27 protein-coding genes are annotated in these 25,738 nt (G+C 63.5%); 18 read left to right on the forward strand and 9 right to left on the reverse strand.

Annotation, left to right across the window (positions count from 1 at the left end; genetic code table 11):
• Positions 1–344 precede the first annotated feature (344 nt).
• Complete coding sequence (locus SM753_RS03105; protein WP_323190503.1) at positions 345–1,163, reverse strand: transcriptional regulator TbsP; 819 nt, start codon at positions 1,161–1,163, stop codon at positions 345–347.
• A 393-nt stretch (positions 1,164–1,556) separates the two neighbouring features.
• Positions 1,557–3,614: a hypothetical protein gene (locus SM753_RS03110; RefSeq protein ID WP_323190504.1), complete on the reverse strand. Its 2,058-nt coding sequence runs from the start codon at positions 3,612–3,614 to the stop codon at positions 1,557–1,559.
• 131 nt (positions 3,615–3,745) lie between these two features.
• Between SM753_RS03110 and glyA the strand changes: the two genes are divergently transcribed.
• Together glyA and SM753_RS03120 are read left to right on the forward strand one after the other, a co-directional pair.
• Positions 3,746–4,993, forward strand: coding sequence for a serine hydroxymethyltransferase (glyA, locus tag SM753_RS03115; protein WP_323190505.1), 1,248 nt, complete (start codon positions 3,746–3,748; stop codon positions 4,991–4,993).
• Positions 4,994–5,154: 161 nt separating this feature from the next.
• Positions 5,155–6,048 carry a bifunctional methylenetetrahydrofolate dehydrogenase/methenyltetrahydrofolate cyclohydrolase gene (locus SM753_RS03120; RefSeq protein ID WP_323190506.1) on the forward strand — a complete coding sequence of 298 codons (894 nt, stop codon included), beginning with the start codon at positions 5,155–5,157 and terminating at the stop codon, positions 6,046–6,048.
• 114 nt (positions 6,049–6,162) lie between these two features.
• Here the strand turns inward: SM753_RS03120 and SM753_RS03125 are convergent, their stop codons facing one another.
• Positions 6,163–6,876: a TFIIB-type zinc ribbon-containing protein gene (locus SM753_RS03125; protein WP_323190507.1), complete on the reverse strand. Its 714-nt coding sequence runs from the start codon at positions 6,874–6,876 to the stop codon at positions 6,163–6,165.
• A 295-nt stretch (positions 6,877–7,171) separates the two neighbouring features.
• Between SM753_RS03125 and SM753_RS03130 the strand changes: the two genes are divergently transcribed.
• Positions 7,172–7,585: a hypothetical protein gene (locus tag SM753_RS03130; protein ID WP_323190508.1), complete on the forward strand. Its 414-nt coding sequence runs from the start codon at positions 7,172–7,174 to the stop codon at positions 7,583–7,585.
• A 38-nt stretch (positions 7,586–7,623) separates the two neighbouring features.
• The gene (locus SM753_RS03135; RefSeq protein ID WP_168192974.1) at positions 7,624–7,770 is read left to right on the forward strand and encodes a hypothetical protein; all 147 of its coding nucleotides are present in this window, start codon (positions 7,624–7,626) and stop codon (positions 7,768–7,770) included.
• Between the two features lie 170 nt (positions 7,771–7,940).
• Here the strand turns inward: SM753_RS03135 and SM753_RS03140 are convergent, their stop codons facing one another.
• Positions 7,941–8,219 (reverse strand): amphi-Trp domain-containing protein, encoded by a 279-nt coding sequence (locus tag SM753_RS03140; RefSeq protein WP_323190509.1) that lies wholly within the window; start codon positions 8,217–8,219, stop codon positions 7,941–7,943.
• Positions 8,220–8,516: 297 nt separating this feature from the next.
• Between SM753_RS03140 and SM753_RS03145 the strand changes: the two genes are divergently transcribed.
• The 6 genes from SM753_RS03145 to SM753_RS03170 all read left to right on the forward strand — a co-directional run bounded on the left by SM753_RS03145 (position 8,517) and on the right by SM753_RS03170 (position 14,345).
• Positions 8,517–8,792, forward strand: coding sequence for a PadR family transcriptional regulator (locus SM753_RS03145; protein WP_135534582.1), 276 nt, complete (start codon positions 8,517–8,519; stop codon positions 8,790–8,792).
• A 130-nt stretch (positions 8,793–8,922) separates the two neighbouring features.
• Positions 8,923–10,194, forward strand: coding sequence for an MgtC/SapB family protein (locus SM753_RS03150; RefSeq protein ID WP_135534763.1), 1,272 nt, complete (start codon positions 8,923–8,925; stop codon positions 10,192–10,194).
• 54 nt (positions 10,195–10,248) lie between these two features.
• Complete coding sequence (locus SM753_RS03155; protein ID WP_323190510.1) at positions 10,249–11,625, forward strand: aminotransferase class III-fold pyridoxal phosphate-dependent enzyme; 1,377 nt, start codon at positions 10,249–10,251, stop codon at positions 11,623–11,625.
• A gap of 311 nt (positions 11,626–11,936) precedes the next feature.
• Entirely contained in the window at positions 11,937–12,167 is a 231-nt protein-coding gene (locus tag SM753_RS03160) for a HalOD1 output domain-containing protein (protein ID WP_323190511.1), read from the forward strand.
• A 362-nt stretch (positions 12,168–12,529) separates the two neighbouring features.
• Positions 12,530–12,838: a hypothetical protein gene (locus SM753_RS03165; RefSeq protein ID WP_323190512.1), complete on the forward strand. Its 309-nt coding sequence runs from the start codon at positions 12,530–12,532 to the stop codon at positions 12,836–12,838.
• A gap of 508 nt (positions 12,839–13,346) precedes the next feature.
• Complete coding sequence (locus SM753_RS03170) at positions 13,347–14,345, forward strand: putative sulfate exporter family transporter (protein WP_323190513.1); 999 nt, start codon at positions 13,347–13,349, stop codon at positions 14,343–14,345.
• A gap of 44 nt (positions 14,346–14,389) precedes the next feature.
• Here SM753_RS03170 and SM753_RS03175 read toward each other — a convergent pair whose 3' ends face one another.
• The 3 genes from SM753_RS03175 to SM753_RS03185 all read right to left on the reverse strand — a co-directional run bounded on the left by SM753_RS03175 (position 14,390) and on the right by SM753_RS03185 (position 15,431).
• Positions 14,390–14,725: a hypothetical protein gene (locus SM753_RS03175; RefSeq protein WP_323190514.1), complete on the reverse strand. Its 336-nt coding sequence runs from the start codon at positions 14,723–14,725 to the stop codon at positions 14,390–14,392.
• Between the two features lie 57 nt (positions 14,726–14,782).
• The gene (locus SM753_RS03180) at positions 14,783–15,109 is read right to left on the reverse strand and encodes a hypothetical protein (RefSeq protein WP_323190515.1); all 327 of its coding nucleotides are present in this window, start codon (positions 15,107–15,109) and stop codon (positions 14,783–14,785) included.
• A 70-nt stretch (positions 15,110–15,179) separates the two neighbouring features.
• Positions 15,180–15,431, reverse strand: coding sequence for a zinc ribbon domain-containing protein (locus SM753_RS03185; RefSeq protein WP_323190516.1), 252 nt, complete (start codon positions 15,429–15,431; stop codon positions 15,180–15,182).
• 119 nt (positions 15,432–15,550) lie between these two features.
• Here SM753_RS03185 and SM753_RS03190 point away from each other — a divergent pair, with 119 nt between their 5' ends.
• The 4 genes from SM753_RS03190 (at position 15,551) to SM753_RS03205 (ending at position 18,897) form a co-directional block, all read left to right on the forward strand.
• Positions 15,551–16,471, forward strand: a complete 921-nt coding sequence (locus SM753_RS03190) for an A/G-specific adenine glycosylase (protein ID WP_323190517.1) — start codon at positions 15,551–15,553, stop codon at positions 16,469–16,471.
• A gap of 178 nt (positions 16,472–16,649) precedes the next feature.
• Positions 16,650–17,363, forward strand: a complete 714-nt coding sequence (locus SM753_RS03195) for a TIGR00266 family protein (RefSeq protein ID WP_323190518.1) — start codon at positions 16,650–16,652, stop codon at positions 17,361–17,363.
• An 80-nt stretch (positions 17,364–17,443) separates the two neighbouring features.
• Positions 17,444–18,028, forward strand: coding sequence for an NADPH-dependent FMN reductase (locus SM753_RS03200; RefSeq protein ID WP_135534591.1), 585 nt, complete (start codon positions 17,444–17,446; stop codon positions 18,026–18,028).
• 266 nt (positions 18,029–18,294) lie between these two features.
• A complete protein-coding gene (locus tag SM753_RS03205; RefSeq protein WP_323190519.1) occupies positions 18,295–18,897 on the forward strand; it encodes a YIP1 family protein in 603 nt (200 codons plus the stop codon).
• 40 nt (positions 18,898–18,937) lie between these two features.
• Here the strand turns inward: SM753_RS03205 and SM753_RS03210 are convergent, their stop codons facing one another.
• A complete protein-coding gene (locus SM753_RS03210; RefSeq protein ID WP_138797764.1) occupies positions 18,938–19,981 on the reverse strand; it encodes a site-specific DNA-methyltransferase in 1,044 nt (347 codons plus the stop codon).
• A gap of 106 nt (positions 19,982–20,087) precedes the next feature.
• Between SM753_RS03210 and SM753_RS03215 the strand changes: the two genes are divergently transcribed.
• From SM753_RS03215 to SM753_RS03230, 4 genes are all read left to right on the forward strand, one after another.
• Complete coding sequence (locus tag SM753_RS03215; RefSeq protein WP_323190520.1) at positions 20,088–20,699, forward strand: TetR/AcrR family transcriptional regulator; 612 nt, start codon at positions 20,088–20,090, stop codon at positions 20,697–20,699.
• Positions 20,696–22,174, forward strand: coding sequence for an MATE family efflux transporter (locus SM753_RS03220; RefSeq protein ID WP_323190521.1), 1,479 nt, complete (start codon positions 20,696–20,698; stop codon positions 22,172–22,174). The genes SM753_RS03215 and SM753_RS03220 overlap by 4 nt, the downstream gene beginning before the upstream one ends.
• Before the next feature lie 102 nt (positions 22,175–22,276).
• Positions 22,277–23,440 (forward strand): hypothetical protein, encoded by a 1,164-nt coding sequence (locus SM753_RS03225; protein ID WP_323190522.1) that lies wholly within the window; start codon positions 22,277–22,279, stop codon positions 23,438–23,440.
• An 83-nt stretch (positions 23,441–23,523) separates the two neighbouring features.
• A complete protein-coding gene (locus SM753_RS03230; RefSeq protein ID WP_323190523.1) occupies positions 23,524–25,263 on the forward strand; it encodes a cbb3-type cytochrome c oxidase subunit I in 1,740 nt (579 codons plus the stop codon).
• Between the two features lie 84 nt (positions 25,264–25,347).
• On the opposite strand, the gene SM753_RS03235 is transcribed toward SM753_RS03230, so the two are convergent.
• Positions 25,348–25,659 carry a HalOD1 output domain-containing protein gene (locus SM753_RS03235; protein WP_323190524.1) on the reverse strand — a complete coding sequence of 104 codons (312 nt, stop codon included), beginning with the start codon at positions 25,657–25,659 and terminating at the stop codon, positions 25,348–25,350.
• Positions 25,660–25,738 lie beyond the last annotated feature (79 nt).

Raw genomic sequence — 25,738 nt, forward strand, 5'->3', positions numbered from 1 at the left:
GGAGTGGGCTGCGATCGGAGCGGTCGCAGAGACCGAAGAGTGCGGTAGCTGAGGAGAGCGACGCGGAAACGGAGTGTAGCGGAAGCGGAGTGGAGCGAAAGCAGAGTGGAAGCGGAGTGGAGCGGAAGCGGAGCGGAGTGAAATCAGAGTAGAGCGGTGGCCGCGTTCGGATGCGCGAGCGGAGCGAGCGCGCCGAGCGGACGGGGGAAGGCAGGTACTCGGAGCGTGTCGCGGCGACCGCCGCGACCGCGCAAACTGGCGGCCTTAGCGAGAATCGCGGAGCGATTCTGGCGGTGGACATAAAAAGGGCGACGTGAGCGCCGCCAGGCGCTCACGAGGGCTTTTTAGTGGAGAATCGACTGGGCGACGCTCGCGACCTGGTCGTTGTCGGCGTCGCGGAGACGGTCGTCGCCGAGTTTCAGACGGAGGCGCGGGCGGCCGACGTCGATGGGGACCTTCTCCGTGTCGATGAGGCCCATGTCTTCGAGTTTGGTCTTGGTGCGGGAGAACGTCGCTTTCGAGGCGATGCCCACGTCCTCGCCCCACTTGCTGATGTCGTACAGCAGCGCTTCGTTCTTTGCCGCCACGAGGAGGCTGATCGTCACTTCGTCGAGACCGTCGCCGTCGCCGCGAGCGGTCTCCAGCGTGTCGAGAATTCGCGAGAAGTCCTCTTCTGCCTGCGGGCTGATGTCCTCGGACAGGCTTTCGCGGACGCGGGTGATCGGGGGAGTGCGGAGGTGGTACTCGTCGGCCTCTTCCCACTGAGTGCGGTACGTGTCGTATGCGGCGTCGACGAACTCCTCGTCTTCGGTCGTGAGGCCGCCGACGCGACTGCCGGCGTCGACCAGTGCGATGACGGTGTCGTCGGTGACGAGCAGAGAGTTCTCGCCGCCGTCGTCCATCGTGCGAAGCGAGAGGATCCCCTCGTCGAGGAGGTCTGCCGCGTTACTGGCGACGATGAAGTCGTCCATCACGCCCTTGAGCGTCCGTTCGTCGGCCAGCATTCGGATCTCGGGAACGTCGCCGCCGACGCCCGTCGCAACGCGGATCACGTCTTCGATCGTATCGGCTGCCGGATTGACGACGACGACCTCGTCGTCCGCATCCGCCAGTACTGTGGTCAAGATATCGTCTAACTGCCTGTCGAGTAAATTCGAGGTCATGCCTGTACGGGAGAAAGGGGTCCGTCATACTTAATTTTACTGGCCGGTGATGTGGCAAATCTCGCCTGAGGAACTCTATCAAGCCTATTTACGACAGGTACAACGAGATACATAACAGAATTAGTATGGGATTTATCAGCTGCGGAGACGGATCCACGGTTCGACAGGGTTCTGTCAGCTGTCGGTTCCTGTTCGAGTGTGCCTTGCACGGTGAACGGAGGTTTCGTACTGATACGGACTGTTGTAACTGTGTACCGGTATGCGCCGACCTCGTGTCGGCGCTATCCGGAAATGACTTACAGCAGTCCGTATGAGTCGTTCGGGGGCGTACGCGACCGAAAACACATCCGGTTCGGACCGCGGCTGCAAGGCGGCTGTGGTGGCAAAAGAAAGCTACAGGTTTCCGTACAGTTCGTCCGTCCAGTACACGTCACCGTCGTAAATGACAGGCATCTCTGTCCGGTTGAGAAACGAACGCGTCGAATCGTAGTCGAGGACGTACTCGGATTCGTTCCCGCAGAGATACGCGTACTCGTTCTCGTCGACGGACGGCCGGTAGAACGCGCCCAGTTCGTTCGCAGAGAACTGGTCGTAAGTCAGGAGGAAGTTACCCTCTTCGAGTTTCTGTAGCCGTACCGTCGCCGGAAGGTGGTTGCTACTCTGGGTCAGGACGTGGGTCCCGTCCCCGACGACGGCGTAATCCTTACCCATCATAATGCGGCGTCTCGCGAGTCGCATCGCGCGCTCGATACCGAACCCGTGAACGAGCAGCCGAGCGAACGTCGACCCGACCTTGACCGCGTGATCGTTGAGGACCTCGCAGAACGTGACCGCACCGGCAACGCTCCCCTTCTCGACGAGTTCCTTCCCCTCGTGATACGAGCCACAGGCGTTGAGAAAGAACGTCTCGGCGTTGCACTCGGTCAAACTGCTGGCGGGAAGATATCCGTCGGCGCAGCACAGCCCCTGGTCTTCGCAGTGGCCGATGTAGTGGACGAAATCCGTCTGTGACTCGAAGACGGCTGCGAGGTCGTTTTTCGAGAGACGGTGTTCGACGGTCAGATCGAGCGGGATGTCTTCGCCTCGTTTCCGGTAGATCCGTTCGACATCAGCGTGTTCGGCCGCCATGTCGTCGTCGTTGAGAACGACCGTTACGGAGGTAGTCTCGCTCTCCCGTTGGAGATACGAGAGCCGGTTCTCGTACGCGGTCTTGGTCGATTTGAACACGTCTATCGGCACGCCGTCGGCCAGCCAGCCGTGGATCCGGCCGCCTCGGAGTTCGGGTTTGACGACGTTGACGGACGCGACCGTTCCTGCACTGCCCGGTGTGGCCCGATAGAAGTCGTCGAGCGACCGTTCGATGAGTTCGGGTCCTTCGAGCTCCGAGGTCCGCGGCCTGTACACGAGACTCATGTCGTCCAGCAGGAAGGGGAGGCAGTCGACCCGTTTCGGGCCCGGTTCGACGTACGCCGAGAGGTGCCAGTCGGGGAGGCGCTGTTCGATAGCGCCGTACGGAACGTCGGCGTACTCCGCGAGACGCTCGGCGGGGGATAGCTCGTACAGGGCATCTACGTCGAGACGCAAGGCGTCGAGCAGATTGTTCTCGGCGAGGTTCGTCCCGTACGGTCCCGCGTTGCGCACGAGACAGTCCATGAAAAACACCTTCCTGAGGAGACGCGTCACGTCGCGTTCGAGGTCCGGGAAGGCGTCCAGTTCGTAGCAAAAGCCCGTCGACGGCGCTCGCAGGACGGGCGCGTCGCGGTCCTCGGTAACGACCGACGCCTGCAGGTAGTACGCGAGCGGGGCGAGCACGAACAGTTCCGGAAACGACGGTTCGACGGCGAGTTCGATCCCCGTCTTCGGCGTTTCCGCGGCGATAGCGTCAGGTATCGACGCCTCGGTTTCGTTGGTTTCGACGAGCGGAGGGTGACCGCGAAGGGCCGGATACGACCGTTCGGGTCCGGTAGTTTTGTGAGACGACGAGAGATGCGTGAGGGCCGTGGCTACCCCTTCCGGCGTCGGTGGAACCCGGATAACGCCGGACGGCTGTTCGTGATGGCTTCGGAATCCGACGGTACAGCGACTGTGTTCGGGAAACGTGACGATAACCTCGCCGCCGGATTCGGCCGTCCGCACGGTCACGGGACCGTCGAACTGCGCGTACACCTTGATCTCGGCGTCTGCATCAGCGACGTACTCGTCCGCTGGAAGTTCAAGCGGGGTCGTCCGGCCGTTCAGTTCGTAGCGTTCAGCCGTCGAGACGGACGTGAGAGAGAGGACGTCGACCGGGAACCGTAACTCGTTGGCCGCACAGTCGACGGCCGCGTCGATAGGCCGCGGGAGGTCGGCGTTTCCGGCTCGGAGTTCGAATCCGGGCGCAGCCACCGAAAGTTCGGCGTCGTCGTTGTCGACAACCCGGAGGCCCGATTTCGTCACCTCCCACTCGATCATTCGAGTGGGAAGATGACGTTACAACAGGTTATTCTTTCGGAATGTTAGTTGTTATCATGGCACATACAAACCGCGGGAAAACCCGTCACCGGAAAGATACACTTATGGAGGGCGCTGTCCCGCGTTGAAACATGAACGACGACCACGTTAGCGAGGTCGATCCGGCGGTCGCCGACGCCCTCGCCGACGAGGTGGAGCGCCAGCAGGACACGCTGGCGATGATCGCGAGCGAGAACCACGCCAGCGAGGCCGTCCTCGAAGCCCAGGGGAGTACCCTCACGAACAAGTACGCTGAGGGGTACCCGGGCTCCCGTTACTACGGCGGCTGCGAGAACGCGGACGTCGTCGAGGAACTCGCACGAGAGCGCGCTACCGAACTATGGGGCGCGGAACACGTCAACGTCCAGCCTCACAGCGGTACCCAGGCCAACATGGGCGTCTACCTCGCCATGCTCGACCCAGGCGACAAGATCCTTTCGCTGGACCTGACTCATGGCGGTCACCTCTCGCACGGTCACCAGGCCAACTTCACCGGCCAACTGTACGAGGTCGAACAGTACGAAGTCGACGCGGAAACGGGGTACATCGACTACGATGACCTCCGTCAGCAGGCCGAAGAGTTCGAGCCGGACATCATCGTCTCGGGATACTCCGCCTACCCGCGCGAGGTCGAGTGGGATCGCATTCAGGCGGCCGCCGACGCCGCCGACGCGCTGCATCTCGCCGACATCGCCCACATCACGGGTCTGGTCGCGGCGGGCGTCCACGACTCGCCCGTCGGCGTGGCGGACTTCGTCACCGGCAGCACCCACAAGACGATCCGGTCGGGCCGCGGCGGGATCATCATGTGCGACGAGGAGTACGCAGACGCCGTCGACAGCGCCGTCTTCCCCGGCAGTCAGGGTGGCCCGCTCATGCACAACATCGCCGGCAAAGCCGTCGGCTTCAAGGAAGCGCTCGAACCGGAGTTCGAGGCGTACGCAGAGCAGGTCGTCGAGAACGCGAAAGTCCTCGGCGAAACGCTACAGGACCGCGGATTCAGCCTCGTCTCCGGCGGGACGGACACCCATCTCGTGCTCGCCGACCTCCGCGACTCTCATCCGGACGTAACCGGGAGCGACGCCGAAGAGGCCCTCGAATCGGTCGGCATCGTCCTCAACGCGAACACGGTTCCCGGCGAGACGCGGTCGCCGTTCGTCGCGAGCGGTATCCGGGCCGGCACGCCCGCGCTGACGACGCGCGGATTCGGTGTCGAGGAGATGGAACAGGTCGGTTCCTGCATCGCCGACGTGATCGACAACATCGGCGACGAGGACGTGATGGCTGAAGTTTCCGAGCGCGTGCAGGACCTCTGCGACGAACACCCGCTGTACGAGTAAGCCGCGCCGCTCGGCGCGATGCGCGCGTCGCACGACAGACCCTTTTTCGCCGTCGCGCCTATGGCAATCAGATCCACGAACATGCATAGAATCCGATCCTTCACTCGGAATATAGGCACGAATCCGAGAGTTGAAGGGCACTGCGGCCCCTCGTTCACGCAATGACGCACGTCATCGACGGCAACGCCGTGGCCGACGATATCCGAGACGACCTCTCCGTCGCCATCGACTCGCTCGCCGACGCGGGCGTGACGCCCGGTCTCGCCACCGTCCTCATGAGCGACGACGGCTCCAGCGAGACGTACGTGAAGATGAAACAGCGCGCCTGCGAGGAGGTCGGGATCGACGGCATCCACGTCGAGATAGACGCCGACGCCCCCGCGGAAGAGTTGTACGAGACGATCGACGACCTGAACGACGACCCCGAAGTCCACGGCATCCTCGTTCAGATGCCCGTCCCCGACCACGTCGACACGCGCGAGGTACTGCGCCGGGTCGACCCGATGAAGGACGTAGACGGATTCCACCCCGAAAACGTCGGCCGCCTCGTCGCGGGCGACGCCCGGTTCAAGCCCTGCACACCGCACGGCATCCAGCGACTCCTCGCCGCCGCCGGCGTCGACCCCGAGGGTAAAGACGCCGTCGTCGTCGGCCGCTCCGAGATCGTCGGCAAGCCGATGGCCAACCTCCTCATCCAGAAGGCCGACGGCGGCAACGCGACGGTCACGGTGTGTCACTCCCGCACTGACGACCTCGCAGAGAAGACCCGCAACGCCGACATCGTGATCGCCGCGGCCGGCGTGCCGGAGATGATCGACGGTTCGATGATCGGCGAGGGCGCGACCGTCATCGACGTGGGCGTCAACCGCGTGGACGCTGACACCGACAAGGGATACGAACTCGTCGGCGACGTCGAGTTCGAGACCGCGAAGGAGAAAGCGAGCGCCATCACGCCCGTTCCCGGCGGCGTCGGCCCGATGACCATCGCGATGCTGCTCTACAACACGGCGAAGGCGGCAGGGTTGCAGGAAGGGGTTACCGTGGACCTGCCCTGAAAGCGGTTAATCCGACTCTCCATTTAAGTGTCTCTCGCGACAACGGGTCATAGTGAACGATTCTTCGGAAACGACGCCGCCGAGCGGTGCCGCTCGGTGTCATCCAGTGCCCGCTCAGTCAGCGAGGCGGTCTACCCTGTCCTGCGCGTTCGCCAGCGCGAGTTCGTCGCCGTCCCGCACGTACGCCGCAATACCGCGCATCGCTTCGACCAGCATGTCCGCCGTTCTGGGGTCGACACTCCCCGAGAGCGCCCTGATGCGCTTTTCGTGTTCGCCGACCATCTCCAGCGTGTTCTCGACGGCAGGATCGTCGCCGTCGTGCCACTGGCGGAGGTCCCGGCGGTACTCCCGGACCGCGTTCGCGGCGGCGAGACCGCGAGCCTCGGAGAGCGATTCGGGAACAGTGCTCGCGTCCGGTCGCTCGCCGGCGTCTGCGCCCCGGAGTAGTTCGAGGAAGTAAAGCTCCTCGCGCTCGGTCGGCTGAAACGACCGACCGAACACGTCCGCCGCGTGCTGCAGTTCCGACGCGGCTAGGTACGTGTCGTCGAGGTCCGTCAGTTCGCCGCCGCGGACGAACCCCCGCTTGCGAACGTACTCGCGACACGCTTTTTTTGCGGCCTCCGCCACCCGGTGTAGCGGATCCGTGTCAACCCGTTCGCGCACGTCCGTCAGGTCGAAATCGACGGGGCTGGTCGTGTGGAGTTTGCGCTCGCCGTCGACGCCGACGCTGTGCATGCTCCCGCACTCGGGACAGGAAACGGTTCCAGTCTCGTAGTACGACCACCGCGACCCGCAGTCCTGACACTCGCGTTCGCCGCGGATCTCCATGGCCGGCAGTTCGGGCCGGGCCGTCAAAACTCCGGCGACGTTCGTCCGGGACTCCGAACCCGCTCCGGCGGTCCTGCAGACCGACCTGCACGACCATCGGGGTTTATGATTTGTCCGGGCGTACAGTCGAATACCATGTCGTCTCAGGCTCCGACGACCGACGGTGCGGAGGATAGAGTAAGTCGCCACACGGCGACTGGTCGAGAAATTCTCGACCGAACGTAACGGGGATTTCTCGCACGAATACGCCGACGACCGGCGAGGCAGATCGGACAGTACTGACAGTGATCGACCCGTGGCTGTGCGAAATGACGGGGGGACGCTCGTTCTGGACACTGGAACCGAAACCCGAGAGCTGACGCGTTCGGAGGCCCGGCAACTCCGGACTGCGCTCAGTGACGCGCTAACCGAGCGCCGAGAGTTCGTCAGGACCGCCGGCACCTACCGCGAAGACGGTGCGTACGTCGTCGAACGTCGCGGTGTGGAATCAGCGGGGCACAGGAAGGTGTTCGAGTCGATCGACGAGTGCCGTTGTCTGTACGACCGCCTCCCCGAGGAGTTTACCGCCGACGACGTTCGCCACGCCGGCGTCACCGGCGGGCGTCGGCACATGCTCGTCTGGCACTTCGTCGAACACGACGCGTTCGACTGCGAACTGGTTTCGCGACAACCGCTAACGGCGAGAAAGGAGGGACCAACCAACGGATAAGACTGGGGTTCTTACCGGCGGCGACCGAACCCTCGTCCATGCGCTCAGAAGAAGAAGTCCGCGAACAGTACGAGTTTCTGAAGGAGGAGTTAGAGAGCGAAGATATGAACCACGAGGGCGTCAGACAGATGTTCAGCTATTACCGCCGGGCGCTGGGATGGGTGCTGGAAGAGGAACACATGTGACTCCCCTCGGAAACTATCAGCCGCTCGTCCCGTGTCGTTACATTTAAGGTATCAGCGCGACTTCGTTCAGTTGACGCTTCGCTTGGAGGGCCGAAGCGTCAGCGGGGACCAATTCAGGGCGGCAAGCGAACCACGCGCGCTTTTCACTCGCATGGTTCGCTTTCCATTTCCTATTCGATACGTAAATCACCGTCAGCGTCCGCTCCGTCGCCTTCGTCCCACTCGACTTCGAGTTCGAAACTCATCTCGTCCGGACCGGACCCGGTCTCCCGTTCGACCTTGATCTCGAACGTCGGCGACGCCGGCGGGTCGACGGTGACGTTCTCGTCGCCCGCCGCGAACGTCACGGGGTCGCCGCCGTCAAGTTTGTCAGCGACGTTGCGAAGCGCGGCGGCGATCTCGGAACGACTTCTCGCGCTCTCGGATTCGAAAAGAACGGTTTCTGCCATGGGCTATCGTACGTCTCCCCCGGATATATACTGTTGGTTGTCCCGTCTGTCCACTCGTTGCCGCGGTTTCGTCGGCGGAGTTCGACCGGCGAGCCACGATCGTTTACCGCCGACAGAACTCCCGTATCCGTTGATAACCAGTTCGACATATCGATGAGAATTACCACTTAGGTCAGATTAGTTAAATTTAGGTTGTACCCCAGAAACATCGGATTAGTCGCCCGTTTTCGCCGATACTCGACTGTGAGTCGTTATACTTATTTTATTCCGATAGTAACGTTCTTGCGTACTTAACCAATGTACGACCTGACAGGATTTCAGCGAGATCTGCTGTATGTGATCGCGGGCGAGGAGGAGCCACACGGTCTCGCTATCAAGGAAGAACTCGAAGCGTACTACGAAAAAGAGATCCACCACGGCCGGCTGTATCCGAACCTCGACACGCTGGTGGACAAAGGGCTCGTCGAGAAGGGCCAACGCGACAGGCGGACGAACTTCTACACCCTCACCCGCCGCGGCCGCCGCGAGATAGAGGCCCGGAACGAGTGGGAACAGCAGTACGTCGAAGCATAAGTAGGAATTCGGTCGTTCGGCAGGTCGGTCCGACCGCGTTTCAGGTGGCCCGTCACCGGTTTCCCGGTCCCCAGTCACGCCGCTACTGCAGTCAACTATTAACTATCCGAACGGCGTACCGTCGAAGGTGTTGGGACCAGTCGCGCAGATATCGTCGGTGCCGCTCGAAAGTACCGTCGTCCGGATAGCGCTCGCGGGAGCGCTCGGCCTGTTTCTCGGCCTCGAACGGGAGTGGTCCCACAAGTCCGCCGGTATTCGGACGTTTTCGCTCATCGGACTCCTCGGTGCGGTGTTTGCCGTATTGGACCGCCCCGAACTGCTGGTTATCGGCGGCATACTCGTCATCGTTCAGGGCGTCCTCCTCGCCAGTCAGGGTCTCCTGACTGACCCCGAGGATGCCGGCCTCTCGCTCACCACTTCGGTTTCGATGTTAGTGGCCTACGGCGTCGGGGTACTCGTCGCCACTGGGTTCATCCTGGAGGGCGTTATCGTCGCCGTCCTCTCCTCGCAGTTACTCGTACTGAAGCGGGAACTCCACCGCTTTGCGGGGAACCTCTCGCGGGAGGAGATGCAGTCCGCGACGGAGTTTGCGATCCTCGCGTTCGTCGTTTTCCCACTGCTCCCGACGGGGTCGGTGACGGTGGGGTACGAACCGATTACGGTGTCGTTCGAACCGCGCGTCGTCTGGTTGATGGTCGTCACCGTCGCCGCCATCGGCATCGTCAACTACGTCGTGGTACAGACGTACGGCGGCCGCGGCATCGCCGTTACCGGGTTCTTCGGTGGACTGGCCTCTTCGACCGCCGTCGTCGGGACGATGTTAGACCACGTGCGGCAGACGCCCACCGCCGCCTCGTACGCGGTGGCCGCGATCCTGCTCGCCGACGCGGCGATGGCACTGCGGAACCTGGCTATCGCCATCGCGTTCACCTTTCCGAACGTTCTCGTGGACGCGGTGTTGCCGCTGGGGACCGTGATCGTCGGGAGTTTCGCTATCGCGGCGTACACCGCCGACTGGGGTGAATCTGTCGAGATGGAACTGGACGACCCGTTCTCCCTGAAGAACGCGCTCGCGTTCGGCGCTATCTTCGCGTTCGTCATCGTCGGCGGCGCTGTCGGACAACAGCAGTTCGGTTCGGCGGGGTTCTACGTCGCGACGTTTCTCTCCGGACTCGTTTCTAGCGCTGGCGGCACCACTTCAGCCGTCGTTCTCTACCGGAACGGGACGGTCGACCAGACGACGGCGGTGTTCGGTATTCTGCTCGCCACGGCGTCGTCGATCATGGTCAAAGCGGTCCTCACCCTGATGGGACCGAGCCGCGAGTTCGCCTACCGAGTTGCCCTCTGGAGCGCTGTCCTCCTTCTTACGGCCGGAACCGCGTCGCTTGCGGCCGGCTTGTAAGTATTGCCCGAACCGTAACGAATTATTTATGGGATACGTCGCCATAATGGTGATATGGACCGCCACACTGCGGAGCCCCGGGTGACGGAACTGCCCGGCAAACGGGCACAGGAGTGGGTCGACTACCACCACGACGCGGCCGCCAAGACGACGTACGTCTACGAATTCGTCTGGGACATCACTGAGGACGCCGAAGGACCGTTCTGTACGGACGTCGACGGGAACGTCCTCCTCGACTTCACCAGTCACGTCGCCGCTGCTCCACTGGGGTACAACAACCCCAAGATACTGGAGAAACTCCGCGAGTTCGACATCGTCGACCCGCTGAAGATCGCCGGACAGGACTTCTACGCCAGCGGCGGTTGGCCGCCGGAAGACCCCGAATTCCCCGGACCGACGCAGTTGATGCACGAACTGACAGACCGGACGGACCACTACGACTTGGACACCGTTTTTCTCTCTAACTCCGGCGCGGAAGCGGTCGAAAACGGGATCAAGGCCTGCTACGACCACAGCGACGGCGCGAACTACGCCATCACCTTCGACGGAGCCTTCCACGGACGAACGCTCGGTGCGCTCTCGCTCAATCGCTCGAAATCCGTCCACCGACGGGAGTACCCCGAAGTCGCCGGCGTCCACGACGTACCGTTCTGTGATAGTTCGGGTTGTACGCAGTCGTCTTGCGACTGCGGATTCTTCCCCGGCGACGCCGACGACCCCTCCGTCTTGCGGCGGAAACTCGACCCGCAGCAGGGGCATATCGACCCCGACGAAGTGGCATTCCTGATCATGGAACCGATCCAGGGCGAGGGCGGTTATCGCTTCCCGAGCGACGCGTTTGCCGAAGAGATTCAGGACGTCTGTGCGACCCACGACATCCCGCTGATCGCCGACGAGATCCAGGCCGGCGTCGGCCGAACCGGCGAGATGTGGGGGGCAGACCACTACGCGATCGAACCTGACGTGATCACGAGCGCGAAAGGGCTCCGCGTCGGCGCGACTATCGCCAACGAGGACGTCTTCCCGGATGAGAAGTCCCGCCTCTCATCGACGTGGGGTGCCGGCGACGTGATCGCCGCGATGCAGGGCGTCCTGACGCTGGAAGCTATCGACGAATACGACCTGATGGACAACGCCGTCACGCGCGGCGAACAGCTAATGGACCGTCTCCGCGAGACCGACGACGAGATCGTCACGGACGTCCGCGGGAAGGGGTTGATGGTCGCCGCCGAATTCGACAGCAAGGAACGCCGGGACGACGTGATGGAGGCAGCACTGAATCGCGGTCTGTTGACGCTCGGTTGCGGTCACCGGACGCTCCGTCTGTTGCCTCCGCTCGACGTCACCGAACGGGAGATCGACCTCGCCGCGGACCTGCTGGGCGACGCGATTCAGGACGCCACGCCGACGGCGAGCGTTGGCAGCGAGTGAACCGTCGACTGCGCGCTACAGGCTGACGTGTGGAAACGCGTCGATAGTCGGCGTCCGGTGCGGTCTGCGAGGTGCCCGCAGTTCCTTGTCGGACACCTCTACTGCTCTCTGCCCGGACTATCGTAACCATCGCACGATACAGCAGGTCGCCGGATTGGGTGGAGAACAGTGTGTGAATCGTTTCGATAGTTTTTGCGAGCCGTTCCTCGCGGAGGGCGAGTACGACTTGCGCCGCGCTCCACGCTCGAAACCCTTGGCCAGTTTATATTAGTTTCAATTATCTTATCACGGTGTTCATTGTGGTCCGGGTCGTGAGTTCGCATAGCACAGCGATGGAGAGAGATGAATCGGTTGCCCTCGAAATCATACGAGAGGTCGCAGAGAGAGAGAGATGCGAGTACACCGACCTCCCACCGCTCTACGAAGCAGTGGATCTAGAAGCCGCAACGGATCTTCTCGAATCAAACGACGTGCGGATCGAGTTCGATTACTGTGGCTACGGCATCGTTCTGGAGAATCGAGAATTCACCCTCAAAGGCTGAGATCAGTCACACCTGAGCAACTATCGGTGGATCGGACTGGGATTTCCGTTACAAAGACCGATCTCTGATCGGAGACTCTCCGGAGATTTCATCGGTCTCTATCCACGTACGGCCACGGATCTGTACGTCTACACTATTTCACACGGGGTCAATGTACAACCCTGTGTTCTGTGCCACACAATTAAACAATCCTCGGCAGATCTACGGCTCTAGTTAACTTCCCACACATTTTTGCAAGTTGACCATGACATCACGATCAGATGATGCTGCCTGTCGATAGTCCCTCTGAAGAGGAAACGAATGGTAACGACCGCGGACGTTATTGTCTCATTTCTGACGGAGGGCAGTCCCCGTTAGACAGGATGTTCGATTCTCTCCGGGGGCAGCGCCGTCGGTATCTACTCTATTATCTGGAAGAACGGGACAGCACTCGCATCGAAGATGCGGCCCGTTTCATTGCGGCGCGCGAACGCGATTGCGATCCCGCAGACGTGCCTGCCGATGTCGCTGAGCGGGTGAAAGTCACACTCTATCACGTTCACCTCCCGAAACTAGCCGAGAAGAATATCGTCGAGTACGACCCGCGGAGTGGTGCGATGCAGTTTCAGGACCCTCCGGACGGGATGTCCGATCTGATCGATCTGTGTTATTCTATCGAACAGGGGGAATGAACAGGGGAGCGCATGACTCTTCCCCCGCGGCAACAGAGAGACTCGCTCGCTGAAGGCGGTCAGAGGTCGCGAAGCGGTGAATCACCGGGTATGAGCCGCGAGGCCGGACGGAGTCGAAACACAGTACGCGTCCAGTTGGCGTACTCTGATCGCCGGCTACAACCGCCGGGATCCGAAAAGCGGTCGACCGACCCGCTAGGGAATGAACCAACAGACCGGGTCACTTTTCCGAACTGCACCGGAACTGTGTAAAAATGAGCGGCGTGCAGGAAGTCCGAACACCGGCTGAAACTGTCGGACGTAACTGTTTCAGATATTTCGCGGGGACGTCCCCGCGAAATTCATCACTGACTTCCGTCCGTCAGTATGAGAAACCAGCGGGAGACCGGGAGCCACTACCGGGCGGGCGTAATCGGTGCCGGATGTCTCCGAACGGGAGACGACAGGCGGTCTCTTCTCGGACCGTCCCTGTTCTTACCGTGCGCAGCCGTCGGACCTGGTTCCAGATATGAACAGACTGCAGCGCCTTCTTCCCGGCCTCGGGGTTCTTCTCTCACTCGGCTTTCTCGCACGGGCGATTACGGTGTTCGCTCCGATCGGGAGCCACCTCATCGTCGTCATCGGCCTCGGTGTCATCATCACTAACTCGGTCGGCGTTCCAGACTGGGCGAAACCCGGAGTCGAGACGCATAGCCTCTTGCTCGCGGCCGGCATCGTCTTGATGGGTGCGACCGTCGGGCTCGATCAGATCGTCGATGCGGGCGGTACCGTGCTGCTCGTCGTCGGAACCACCGTCTGTGTAACCGTCGTGACGGTCGAAACCCTCTCTCGGGAGATATTCGATATTCCCGAGAAGATCGGGTCGCTTCTCGCAGTCGGTTCGAGCATCTGCGGCGTCTCGGCAGTCGCAGCAGTCGCGGGGAGCATCAAGCCGGATCAGCAAGACATCGCGTACGCCGTCGCGACCGTGCTGCTATTCGATGCGGTTACGCTCGCGGCCTATCCGATGATCGGGCGTGTCCTCGGCCTCTCTGATGTCGTCTTCGGGATCTGGGCGGGGGCGACGATGTTCAGTACCGGTCCGGTCACGGCGGCCGGGTTCGCCCACTCGGAGGTGGCCGGTGAATGGGCGGTCCTCGTCAAACTCACCCGAAACGCGCTCATCGGGGTGATAGCGATCGGGTATGCGCTCTACTACGCGCGCCGCGGCGGAGCCGAGGCGACGATCGAAAGTAAACCGGTCTATCTCTGGCGAACGTTTCCGAAATTCATCCTCGGGTTCGTCCTCATGATGGTTCTCGGCAGCGTCGGCGTGTTTTCGAACGCACAGACGACCGCCTTCGACACTGCGTCGACCTGGTTGTTCCTCGTCGCGTTCGCCGGACTGGGACTCAGCATCGACGTCCGCGAGTTCCGAGACATGGGTATCAAACCCGTCGGCGTCGTGCTGACGAGCCTACTTCTCGTTAGCACGGTGGTTCTCCTCGTGCTTCTCACTGTTTTCTAATCGCACTCATCCCCGGAATAGACAGGCCTCGCAATAGACGGATATCACCCGTGAGGCGTCCGCGTTACGACGATCAGATTCGCCACCATTCCGCCGATGGTCAGCGTGACGACGCCCGAACCGAGGACGAGCAGCGCGAACGCGACCGTTGCGAACGTTCCGCCGACGTACTGGTTTCCGAGGACTCCGACGAGGCCGACCGCGACCGCCGGCCCACCGACGGCCAGACCGCCGCGAAAGGCGGCGTCGACTCGGCTGTCGAGTCGGTTGACCCCGTTCTCGTCGAACGCGTACAGGCGGTACGTCAGAACTGCCGCGATCAGGACGGCGACGACCAGCAGCGCGAACAGCGATAGACCGCGGTAGAGCGTACTCATCATGTTCGAAACCGGGGGGAGAACACTGAAACCGCTTGCGGAAGATCCCGCACACTCGCGTTAGAACTGGTAGCGACGGTCGTCTTTCTGCTGGTCCTGCGGGAAGGCGTTGCCAGTCATCTCGTCGAACGTCATCCCGGAGAGGTACTCGTCGTACGTGACGTCGTACGCGCTCCGCAGGTGGAAGTCGAGTTTCCCGGATTCGACCGTCGACTGGAAGAGGAGGTGAACGGCCCGCCGGACCAGGTCCTCCGGTTCCTCCGGGTCCAACGCGGCGTCGAGCATCGTCAACTCCCGCTTTGTCTCCTCGTCGAGTGCTCCGTCGAGACCCTCGTCGATGTCGGCGTAGGCGGTTTCCACGTCGGCTTCGAGGTCGTCTAAGCTCATATCGCGATCCAGTAGAGGGGGCCAGATACGGTTTTCGTGTCGAACCGGGACCGCGGGGCGACAGGACGAGCTACAACGGCGAATCGCAGTGCGAACACGCCGCGGCGTCGGGGTCGTTCGGGCTTCCGCAGTTCGGGCAGTTCCGGGGCCGGACGTGCTCCTCGGCGTCCTCGGGCGAAAGTACCGTCACGAGTATTCCGGCGACGACGAGCGCCAGACCGAGTCCGAACCAGAGGAGCGGACCGCCGGCGAGGAATATCAGGGCGACAAGCGGAGCGACGATGACCCCGAGTCCGAGCAGCATCAGGTCGGTTCCGTCCATGCGCGGAGATACCAGCAGACGGAAAATAAGCGTGACGCTCAGGTTGCCAGACGCCGTCCCGCGGACCCGACGCACTGCGACCGGCAGGCGTATGTCGCTCGCGTCGTAAGCGGGGGCCGATGAGCGAGGCCGACGCCCCGACGGTGCCCGCGGACACGGACGCGGTCCGGGACGCCCTTATCGAGTGGTACGAGGACGACCACCGCGACTTCCCCTGGCGGCGGACCGACGACCCCTACGAGATACTCGTCTCGGAGGTGATGAGTCAGCAGACCCAACTGAGCCGCGTCGAGACGGCCTGGGCCGAGTTCCTGAAGCGCTGGCCGACGGCGGCAGACCTCGCCGCGGCGGACCGCGCCGACGTGGTCGGGTTCTGGACCGACCACAGCCTCGGCTACAACAACCGAGCGCGGTACCTCCACGAGGCCGCCGAGCAGGTCGGTTCCGAGTACGACGGAGAGTTCCCGAGCGACCCCGAGGAACTACAGGAACTCATGGGCGTCGGCCCGTACACTGCGAACGCCGTCGCCAGTTTCGCCTTCAACAACGGCGACGCGGTGGTCGATACGAACGTCAAGCGCGTCCTGTACCGCGCGTTCGATATTCCGGACGACGATGCGGCGTTCGAACGGGCAGCGTCGGAGTTGATGCCCGAGGGAGAATCGAGGGTGTGGAACAACGCCGTCATGGAACTCGGCGGCGTCGCCTGCGAGAAGACACCCAAGTGCGACGGGGCCGGTTGCCCATGGCGCGAGTGGTGTCACGCCTACGAGACCGGAGATTTCACGGCTCCGGACGTACCGACGCAACCGAGTTTCGAGGGCAGTCGGCGACAGTTCCGCGGTCGCACGATATCGACGCTGAAAGAGTACGACGAACTCGGGCTGGACGAACTCGGTCCGCGCATCCGCGTCGATTACGCTCCGGACGGCGAGTACGGCCGGGAGTGGTTAGAAGGGATACTCTCTGACCTGGCCGACGATGGACTGGTCGAGGTTGAGAACCGGAACGGCGACACCGTCGCTCGACTCCGTTCCTGAGCGGTCGCCCATCGCACGCCAGTAGGACCACCATAGCGGCGATGAGGCGGCGGATCTCGTTCGCTGGAAAGGTGTTCAGAACGATAGTATTCCATCACATTTCAGTATGTATTATAAATATAGATGTTATTTAATTACTAATGTTTAAATAAAATAGACTGGTTAGAACTGCAACACGATGCAGTACTCGATCGAAAAACGGCCGAGTTACGCGATGCTGGAAGTAACGCTGGCAGAGAGTGAACAGATCCAGACCAAACCCGGGGCGATGATGACTCGGACGGCGGGCATCGGAAACGAGTCGAACGTCGGGGGCGATGAGGGCGTTACGGGCATGGTCAAGCGGGCGGTCAGCGACGAGCGAGGGCTGGTCGATAACACGTACTACGCGGAGGCGGACGACGAGCAGGTGACGCTCGTTCCCGAGCATCCGGGCGACATCAGCGCGATCAACGTCTCCGAATCCGGACCCATCCGGTCGCAGTCCGGATCGCTGCTGGCGTGGGAACCGCTGGTCGAGCGGTCGACGGAGTTTAACAACCGGTCGAACCTCTTTTCGTCGGGCGAACTGACTGTTCTGGGACTCTCCGGCCAGGGACACGCGTTTCTCTCGTCCTACGGTTCCATGCACGAACAGGACGTGACGCCGGAGAATCCGCTGATAGTAGACGAGGACCACATCGTCGCCTGGACCGCCGATCTGAACCTGAACCGGCAGAAAGACGGGAGCATCAAGTCGACCGTGTTCGGTGGCGAGGGATTCGTGACCGAGTTCACCGGCGAGGGCCACGTCTGGCTGCAAACGCGGAATCCGATGACGTTCGCGGTGGGCGGGGCCGAACACGATGACGACGATTCGGCGGGCGGCCCGAGCGTCGGCGACTTCATCTGACGGTGTCGCCCCGGCTTTCCCGTTTCGCGGGGGTGCGGTCGAGCGTTGGCCCTTTGTGACTCCCCCTCTCAGAGTGTTGTATGCCAGATGGACCGCACGTCGTCGCGATAGCCGGGAGTCTCAGGGAGGAGAGCAAATCGCGGCTCGCCCTCGAACACGCTCTCGACGCCGCCGAATCGTCCGGCGCATCGGCCGAACTGATCGACCTCCGGGAGTACGACCTGCCGATGATCGACCCGGACGAGGACGAACCGGAAGACGCGGAGGAACTGATGGCGACGGTCCGTGCGGCCGACTCGATCCTGCTCGGCACGCCCATGTATCACGGGTCCTTTTCGTCGCCGCTGAAGACGGCGCTCGACTACTGCGGGTTCGACGAGTTCGAGAACAAGACCGTCGGCCTCCTCGCCGTCGCCGGCGGGAGCTTCCCCATTTCCGCGCTGGAGCATCTCCGGTCGGTCTGTCGAGCGTTAGACGCCTGGGTCATTCCGCACCAAGCCGCCGTTCCGAAAGCCCACAGCGCGTTCAGCGACGGCGCGTTCGTCGACGACGGACTCGAAGAGCGCGTCCGGACGCTCGGCCGGCGCGCGGTCCAGTACGCCAACATCGAACCCGACCCCGAGTCCTTCGAGAGCGAGGAGAACGTCGGAGCGGTGAACAAGTAACCGTCGGCGACGGGTGAGTGTCATCGAACGGCTCTCTCCCGACTTCTCGGGGTCGGCAAGGGCGAGGTCGTATGGCCGAGCCAGCAGATCGATCCGGCCGCTTCCGTGGTAATGAGCGTCCCCCTCGCGAGCATGTCGTGTTCCCTGACAGCTCTCCTCGTCCACATCTGCACCCAGTCAGAGTGAAAGGGAACGGCTTTACTCCTCGCCCGAACCTGTGGGACCATGGACGCGTTCGACGCTGCCAGTCGCGGAGGGATGTGGCAGTGACCCAGTGGATAGAGAACCCGACCGGCGGGCGCGACCGCGGTCCGCGAGCCGTCGCCCGGGCGTGGTTCGAAGTCCTGACCAGGCCGCACAGGTTCTTCCGGTCAGCGGTCGCAGAGGGGGACCAGGCACCCGGACTGGCGTTCGCGATGAGCGTCGTCATGGTCGAGGAACTGACGCGCTATCTCCTGGTTGCGGACCCGTACCCGGTCGTGGGCGGGCAGGAGATACTGTCGGCCGCTCTGTGGCTCGGTATCGCCGTGTTACTGGTCGCGCCCGCGGCGCTCCACCTGACTGCGGCGCTGCAGACGGTGCTTCTGATGCCGTTCGTTCCCGACCGCGGCGGCATCAGCCAGACGGTCCAGATCATCGCCTACAGCACCGCTCCCTGCGTCTTCGCCGGTATTCCGATCCCGGAGGTTCGGGCGATAACCGGCATCTACGGCGCGTTCCTCCTCGGCCTCGGTATCGCTACCGTCCACGACACCTCCAGCGGGCGTGCGGCCCTGGCGAGCGCCCTGCCGGCGGCCATCGTGTTCGGCTACGGGTTCCGGACGTTCGCCGCGGTGGAGACGCTGCTCCGGCAGTGGTACATCATCTAAACGGTGGGACAGCGCTCGGCTGTCGGTCCGCCCGCGCCGATCAGTACGGTTCGTGGGTGGCCGCATACCCCGTTTCTGTCCGCCGAATCCCGGACATCGAGTACAACTGGAGCGACCGCTCCTGTTTCGTCCGCACGGGAACGTCGTAGTTCTCGGCGTCGTATCCGAACGACCCGCCGTCAGCCCGCTCCTCGGCGACGAACTCGCGGTGGTCGGTCAGTCGGCGCTCGGTGACGCTCCGGGAGAGTTCGGGTAACTCGTCTACGTACTCGTCGAACGCCTCGACGAAGGCCTCGGAGAGTTCGTACCCCACGGAGTTGCGTGCGCTCGCCATCGCCGCGGCCGTCGTCGTGCCGGTCCCCCAAAACGGGTCGAGGACGGTGTCGCCGTAGACCGAATACATGTTGATCAGGCGGTACGGGATGGTCAGCGGGAACGCCCCCGACCGCTCTCGGCGGTCCGGATCCCCGGCGGCGTCGAGCGACTGGTCGCGTCCGCGAACGTCGGTCCACACGTCCGAGAACCACTCGTTTCGCTCCTCCCAGAAGTAGGCGCTCTCGTAGCGCCGGTCGGCCTTCGGTTCGAACGACCGGGAGTCGCCGTTGCGGAACACGAGGACGTACTCGTGTTCCAGTGTCACGTAGGCGTTCGGCGGGAGCATCCCGGACCCCATGAACTTGCTCGCCTTGTTCGTCGGCTTGCGCCAGAGCACGTCGGGAAGCGGGTGAAACCCCAGGTCGCGAAACGTCTCGGTCACCCGGACGTTGTTCGGGAAACACTGGAACCGGCCGCCGATAGAGCGCGTCGCGTCGCCCACGTTGACGCAGGCGATACCGCCCGGGGCCAGCACGCGAGCGACCTCCGCCCACACGTCTTCGAGGACGCCGTGCATTAGATCGAACGCTCGGTCTCCGTCACCTTCGGCGAGCGCTGACTCTACGTCGGGGTCGAGAGCCGCGAACGACTCGTCCCACATCTCGATCATCGGATACGGCGGCGAGGTCACCACGAGTTCGACGGAGTCGTCCGCCAGGCCGTCCATCGAGCGGGCGTCGCCGACAGTCACTTCGTGTGTCGTTTCCACGTCGTCCGGTCCGTCGTCTCCGGTGGTGGTAAAACGGTCGGTTCGATAGGCACGTCCGACCGGAGGAACACAACCGTTAACCTGCTGAATGAACGTTCATTCAACAGTGCCTCCGTCGGATCCGTTCGACGACGACCCTGCTGATACCTGCACGGCGATCATGCAGGCGACCTACCGCGCCCTGAGCGAACACGGTTACACCGGTCTGACGATCCAGCGGATCGGCGACGAGTTCGACAGGAGCAAATCGCTCCTCTATCACCACTACGACGGCAAGGACGACCTGATGCTGGATTTCCTCGCGTTCATGCTCGACTACCACCGGGAGACGGTTTCGGAGTGGGAAACCGACGACCCGGAGACGGAACTCCGCTCGCTGGTGGACCACTTTTTCACCCGCGACAGGGAGGACGACGAGTTCGGAGCCGCGATGGTCGAACTCCGCGCGCAGGCGGCCCACGACGAGGCGTACTGTGACCACTTCACCCGTAGCGACGCGCTGTTTCGGGACCGGATCGCCGAAACCGTCGCGCAGGGCGTTGAGCAAGGCGACTTTCGCGCCGTCGACCCTGAAGCCGTCGCGGAGCATCTGCTGACAGCCATCGTCGGCAGAACGACCAGACGTACGACCGCGGACGCCGCCGCCGCTCTCGAATCACTCCGGGCCGAACTGCACCGGTACATCGACGACAGTCTGCTCGCGGAGGGCAGTACATGAGTTCTCCCGGTGACGACCGCGCGGTCGATGTCGTCAGCGGAGCGCTCGTCAAGCCGCTGATACTCCTCTCTCTTCCCATCGTCGTCACGAACCTCCTCCAGGTCGGCTACAACCTGGCCGACACTTTCTGGGTCGGCCGCCTCGGGCAGGCGGCGGTCAGCGCCATCTCGTACTCGTGGGCGATCGTCTTTCTCGTCATCGCACTCGCCGCCGGGTTCACCGTCGCGGGGACGGTTCTCGTCGCGCAGAACAAGGGTGCGGGGAACACGGAGCGCATCGCGGGCGTGGCGGGCCAGACCATCTCGTTCGTGATCCTCGTCTCGGCCGTGCTGTCGGTCGTCGGCTATCTACTCACGCCCGACTTGCTCCGCCTCGTCGGCGCGACCCCCGGTACGGACGAGTTCGCTCTGTCGCTCGCGTACACCCGGACGATGTTTCTCGGGCTTCCCTTTGTCTTCGGGTTCTTCATCTTCCAGGCGCTCCTCCAGGGGTGGGGCGACACCAGAACGCCGCTGTACCTGATGGCGTTCGGGGTCGTACTGAACGTGATCGCCGACCCGTTTTTCATCCTCGGCTTCGAGGAGAACGTATTGTTCGCCTGGTTGGACATGGAATCGCTCGAATCGTCGCTGTACGCGGCGACGGGATTCTCCGGGTTCGGAGTTAAGGGGGCAGCGCTGGCGACGATCATCACCCGCGGTATCGGGGCCGTCATCGGCATCGCTCTGTTGCTCTCCGGCCGGGTCGGGATTAGCCTGTCCCCGTCGGACTTCGTACTCAGGGCAGACACCGTTCGGAAGATAGTCCGCATCGGCGCGCCGGCGAGCGTCGAACGCAGTATGGTCGCCGTCAGCACGACGGTCGTGACCGCGCTCGTCGCCATCGTGGGCGCGAACGCGGTCGCCGGCTACGGAATCGGCACGCGGATCACCTCGATGGTCGTTCTCCCGGCGCTCGGCCTGGCCCGTGGCGTCGAGACGGTCGTCGGACAGAACCTCGGTGCGAACCAGCCGGACCGGGCCGAACGCGGCGTGTTCGCAGCGGCGGCGCTCATCGTCGTCAGCCTCGTCGCGCTGTCCGCCGCGGTGTACGTCTTCGCCGAACCGGTGGTCGACGTGTTCATCAGCGGCGACAGCGCCGCCGCCGTGATCGGCTACGGTGCCGACTACCTCCGGATCGTCGGCGCGTCGTTCGTCTTTCTCGGCGTCTTCTACGTCGTCCAGGGCGGTTTCCGCGGGAGCGGGAGCACGCGCATCGCGATGGTGTTTGCCTTCCTCGGATTCATCGTCTTCCGGGCGACGCTCGCGTACGCGCTCGTCGGCCCTCTCGACCTCGGCGCGACCGGCGTCTGGTACGGCGTTGCCGCCGCGAACGCGCTGATGGCCGCTATCGCTGCCCTCTATTTCCTCAGGGGAACCTGGGCGGAGGGCGTGGTCGACCCGACGGAGTCGGACGTCGCGCCCACAGACGACTGACCGGGCCGAACATGTTCTCGGACGAGGTTACCGGGCGGGGCCGCGTAGCCCGCGGACGATGACCGCGAACCAGTCCCAGAACGCTCGTGTCTGCATCCGCCGATGAATCGGAGCATCGACCGCTGGACACGACGCTACGTGGCCGCGAGCGCCGTCGGGTTCGCCTGTTGGCGGATCGGTGTGCTCCTCGGCGCGGACCATGGGGTAGAGGTGGCCGCCGCGCTACTGGGGTTCGTCTTGCCCGTCGTCTTCGGGAAGGCGTACCTGTTGATCCCGTCGTTCGCCGGGCGAACGCTGGCGTCCGCGTCCGTCCCGGCAGTCCACTTGCCGCTCGCCGCTGGCGGCGCGATAGCGCTGGTCGGCGCGCGGGCCGGCTTGACTCCACGCGTCGTCGGCGTCGCGGGAAGCGCAGCATGGACGCTCGGCGTCGTCCTCTTTCTCGGCGGCCTGCTGTGGACGGTCGGCCCGGAACTGACACGTTTCGAGCGGTGGGGGTCGGGGGAGGACCGCTGGAGCGCCCGGTTCGCGCTCCCGTTCGTCGGGGTCGCCCTTACCTACCTGCTCGTCGGGACCGCAGGGCTACTCGCGGCGACGACTGACGGAGCGGTCGGCACCGACCCGCGGACCACCCACCTGTTTGCCGCAGGCACCGCCGGCCTGCTGATCGTCGCGCTCGGGACGCGCCTGCTTCCGGGGTTTTGCAGCGCCGATCCGCCGACGGCAGTCGTCGCCGTGACACTCCCCGCCGCTGCCGTCGGGCCGGGGATGCTCGCGGTCCACCTCTGGGGCGGGGCCGACTTTCGCCTCGCGGCCGCGGCCCAGGCCGTCGGACTGCTCGGCTGGGCCGTCATCGTCGGGACCCTCTTCGTCAGGACCTCGCGGTCGTTCGTCGGCTTCTACGGCATCGGTGCGGGGGCGGCGTTCGGCGCTGTCGGAGCCGGCCTCGGCGTCGGGATGGCGACCCGCGCCGGACCGCTCGCCGCGCTCCGCACGGCCCACGTCGATGCGATGCTGGCGGGGTTTCTCAGCCTGACTGTCGTCGGATTCGTCCTCCTGTTCTACCCGCACACCGACGGTAAGTTCCCCGGGAGCGATGCTGCGGCGGCGGCAGTCGTCGCCGCTCTTGCCGCGGGCGTCGCCCTACAGGTTCTCGGACCGCTTCTCGGAGGTGACCCCGTCACAGGGGTCCTATCGGGCATGGGCGACGGACTCGCGGCACTCGGGGCCACGGGGTTCGCCGCGGTCGTCGCCGTCCGACTGTTCTGACGGCTAGCCTGCCGAAGCACGTAAAAAACCAAACCGAACATGTGACGGATAACTCCTTTTCCGGATCGAACTAAACCCCCGGCATGGCTAACGGAACGGCTCAGTTGGTGTTGACGGGGGTGATGGCTCTGGTCCTTCTCACCGTCGGCCGGTGGGTTTCTACGCTCGAAGGGCGTCGTTCGTACGTACCGGCGGGGTCGGGCCAGACAGGAACCGAAGGAGACTACGGTCACGCGGAGAAACCCGGCGGCCTCGTCCGGTGGCTGACGACGGTCGACCACAAGGACATCGGGATCCTCTACGGGGTCTTTGCGATCCTCTCGTTCGCGTGGGGCGGCCTCGCAGTCCTCCTGATGCGGACGGAACTGATGACGCCGACCTCCGACATCGTCACCACGTCCACGTACAACGTCTTGCTGACGAGTCACGGCATCACGATGCTGTTCCTGTTCGGGACGCCGATCCTCGCGGCGTTCTCGAACTACCTGATCCCGCTTCTCATCGGCGCGGACGACATGGCGTTCCCCCGGATCAACGCCATCGCCTTCTGGCTGTTGCCGCCGGGAGCGCTGTTGATCTGGGGCGGTATCCTGCTGGAACCGTTCGGGGCTGTCGAGGGCGCTCAGACCGCCTGGACTATCTACCCGCCGCTGTCGGTCGAGCAGACGAACCCCGGGGTCGACCTGATGATCCTCGGCTTGCATCTTACCGGCGTCTCCGCGACGATGGGTGCGATCAACTTCGTCGCGACCATCTTCACCGAGCGAGGCGAGGAGGTCGGCTGGAGCAACCTCGACATGGTCTCGTGGACCGTGCTGGTCCAGTCCGGGCAGATCATCTTCGCGTTCCCGCTCCTCGGGAGCGCGCTCGTCATGCTCCTGCTGGACCGGAACTTCGGGACGACGTTCTTCGCCGTGGACGGCGGCGGCACTATCCTCTGGCAACACCTGTTCTGGTTCTTCGGACATCCCGAAGTGTACATCCTCGTCCTCCCGCCGATGGGGATCATCAGCTACGTCCTCCCGCGGTTCGCGGGACGGAAGCTGTTCGGGTTCAAATACGTCGTCTACTCGACGCTGGCGCTCGGCGTCCTCTCGTTCGGCGTCTGGGCTCACCACATGTTCGCGACGGGTATCGACCCCCGGCTCCGGGCTAGCTTCATGGCGGTTTCCATCGCCATCGCCATCCCGAGCGCGGTCAAGACGTTCAACTGGATCGCGACGATGTGGAACGGTGCGTTGCGACTGCGAGCGCCGATGCTGTTCTGTATCGGCTTCGTGGCGAACTTCATCATCGGCGGCGTCACCGGCGTGTTCGAGGCGGCGATCCCGGTCGACCTCGTGCTCCACGACACGTACCACGTCGTCGCGCACTTCCACTACGTCATCATGGGTGCCATCGCCTTCGCCGTGTTCGCCGGCATCTACTACTGGTTCCCCCTCGTAACGGGCAGGTGGTACCAGCGCACGCTTGCGAAGTGGCACTTCTGGCTCACGATGGTCGGGACCAACCTCACGTTTTTCCCCATGGTCCTCCTCGGCTACGGCGGAATGCCGCGCCGGTACGCCACCTACAACCTGTCCGTCGGCCCGCAGACCTACTTCATCGACCTGCACCAGGCGGCGACCCTCGGCGCGTTCATCCTGGCGGTCGGCCAACTGATCTTCGTCTGGAACATCGTCGTGTCGTGGCTCGAAGGCGCTCGCATCGACAGCGGCGACCCGTGGAACTTGGCCGAGCGCGGCCTCAAGACGCGCGAGTGGGAGTGGCTCGAAGAACAGCGGGAGACGATGCTCGCGGACGGCGGCGAGTCGTCGGACTGACTCCCCCGGTGCGGTCGAGCGACCGTTTGGGAGCAGGAAACGGAAGCATCTGCGGGGAAGAGAGTGTCTCGTAGGAGAACGCGATCAGTCGGAGGTCGCCGTCTGCGTCGCGGATGCCGTCGGTGCCGGCGTCGGGGAGACGACGACGCGCCGGTCGGCGTACACTGACACGTCACAGCCGGCGTAGGTGAACTCGATACGACCGCTAGGCCGGTCACTCCCGTCGTCGCTCGACTCGAAGAGTCGGTTTAGCGCGTCCGGGTCGATGGTGTCGAAGAGGGGGTCAAGTTCCAGCGGGTCGGCGTCTGTCGCTTCGGCAGTGGCGATGACGACGGCTTCGGTTGCGGACTCGGTCTCGGCGACGCGTTCGACGGGGGTGGTTTGGTCAGCGTTCATTGTCTATTACGACGAACGGTCCCTTTCGGTATGGGGTCCATGGCTACAATCATATCTCCGCCCGTTCGGCGGGGGCTAT

Origin of the sequence: Halostella sp. PRR32, from assembly GCF_034808085.1 — an archaeon.
Lineage (GTDB): Archaea > Halobacteriota > Halobacteria > Halobacteriales > Natronoarchaeaceae > Halostella > Halostella pelagica.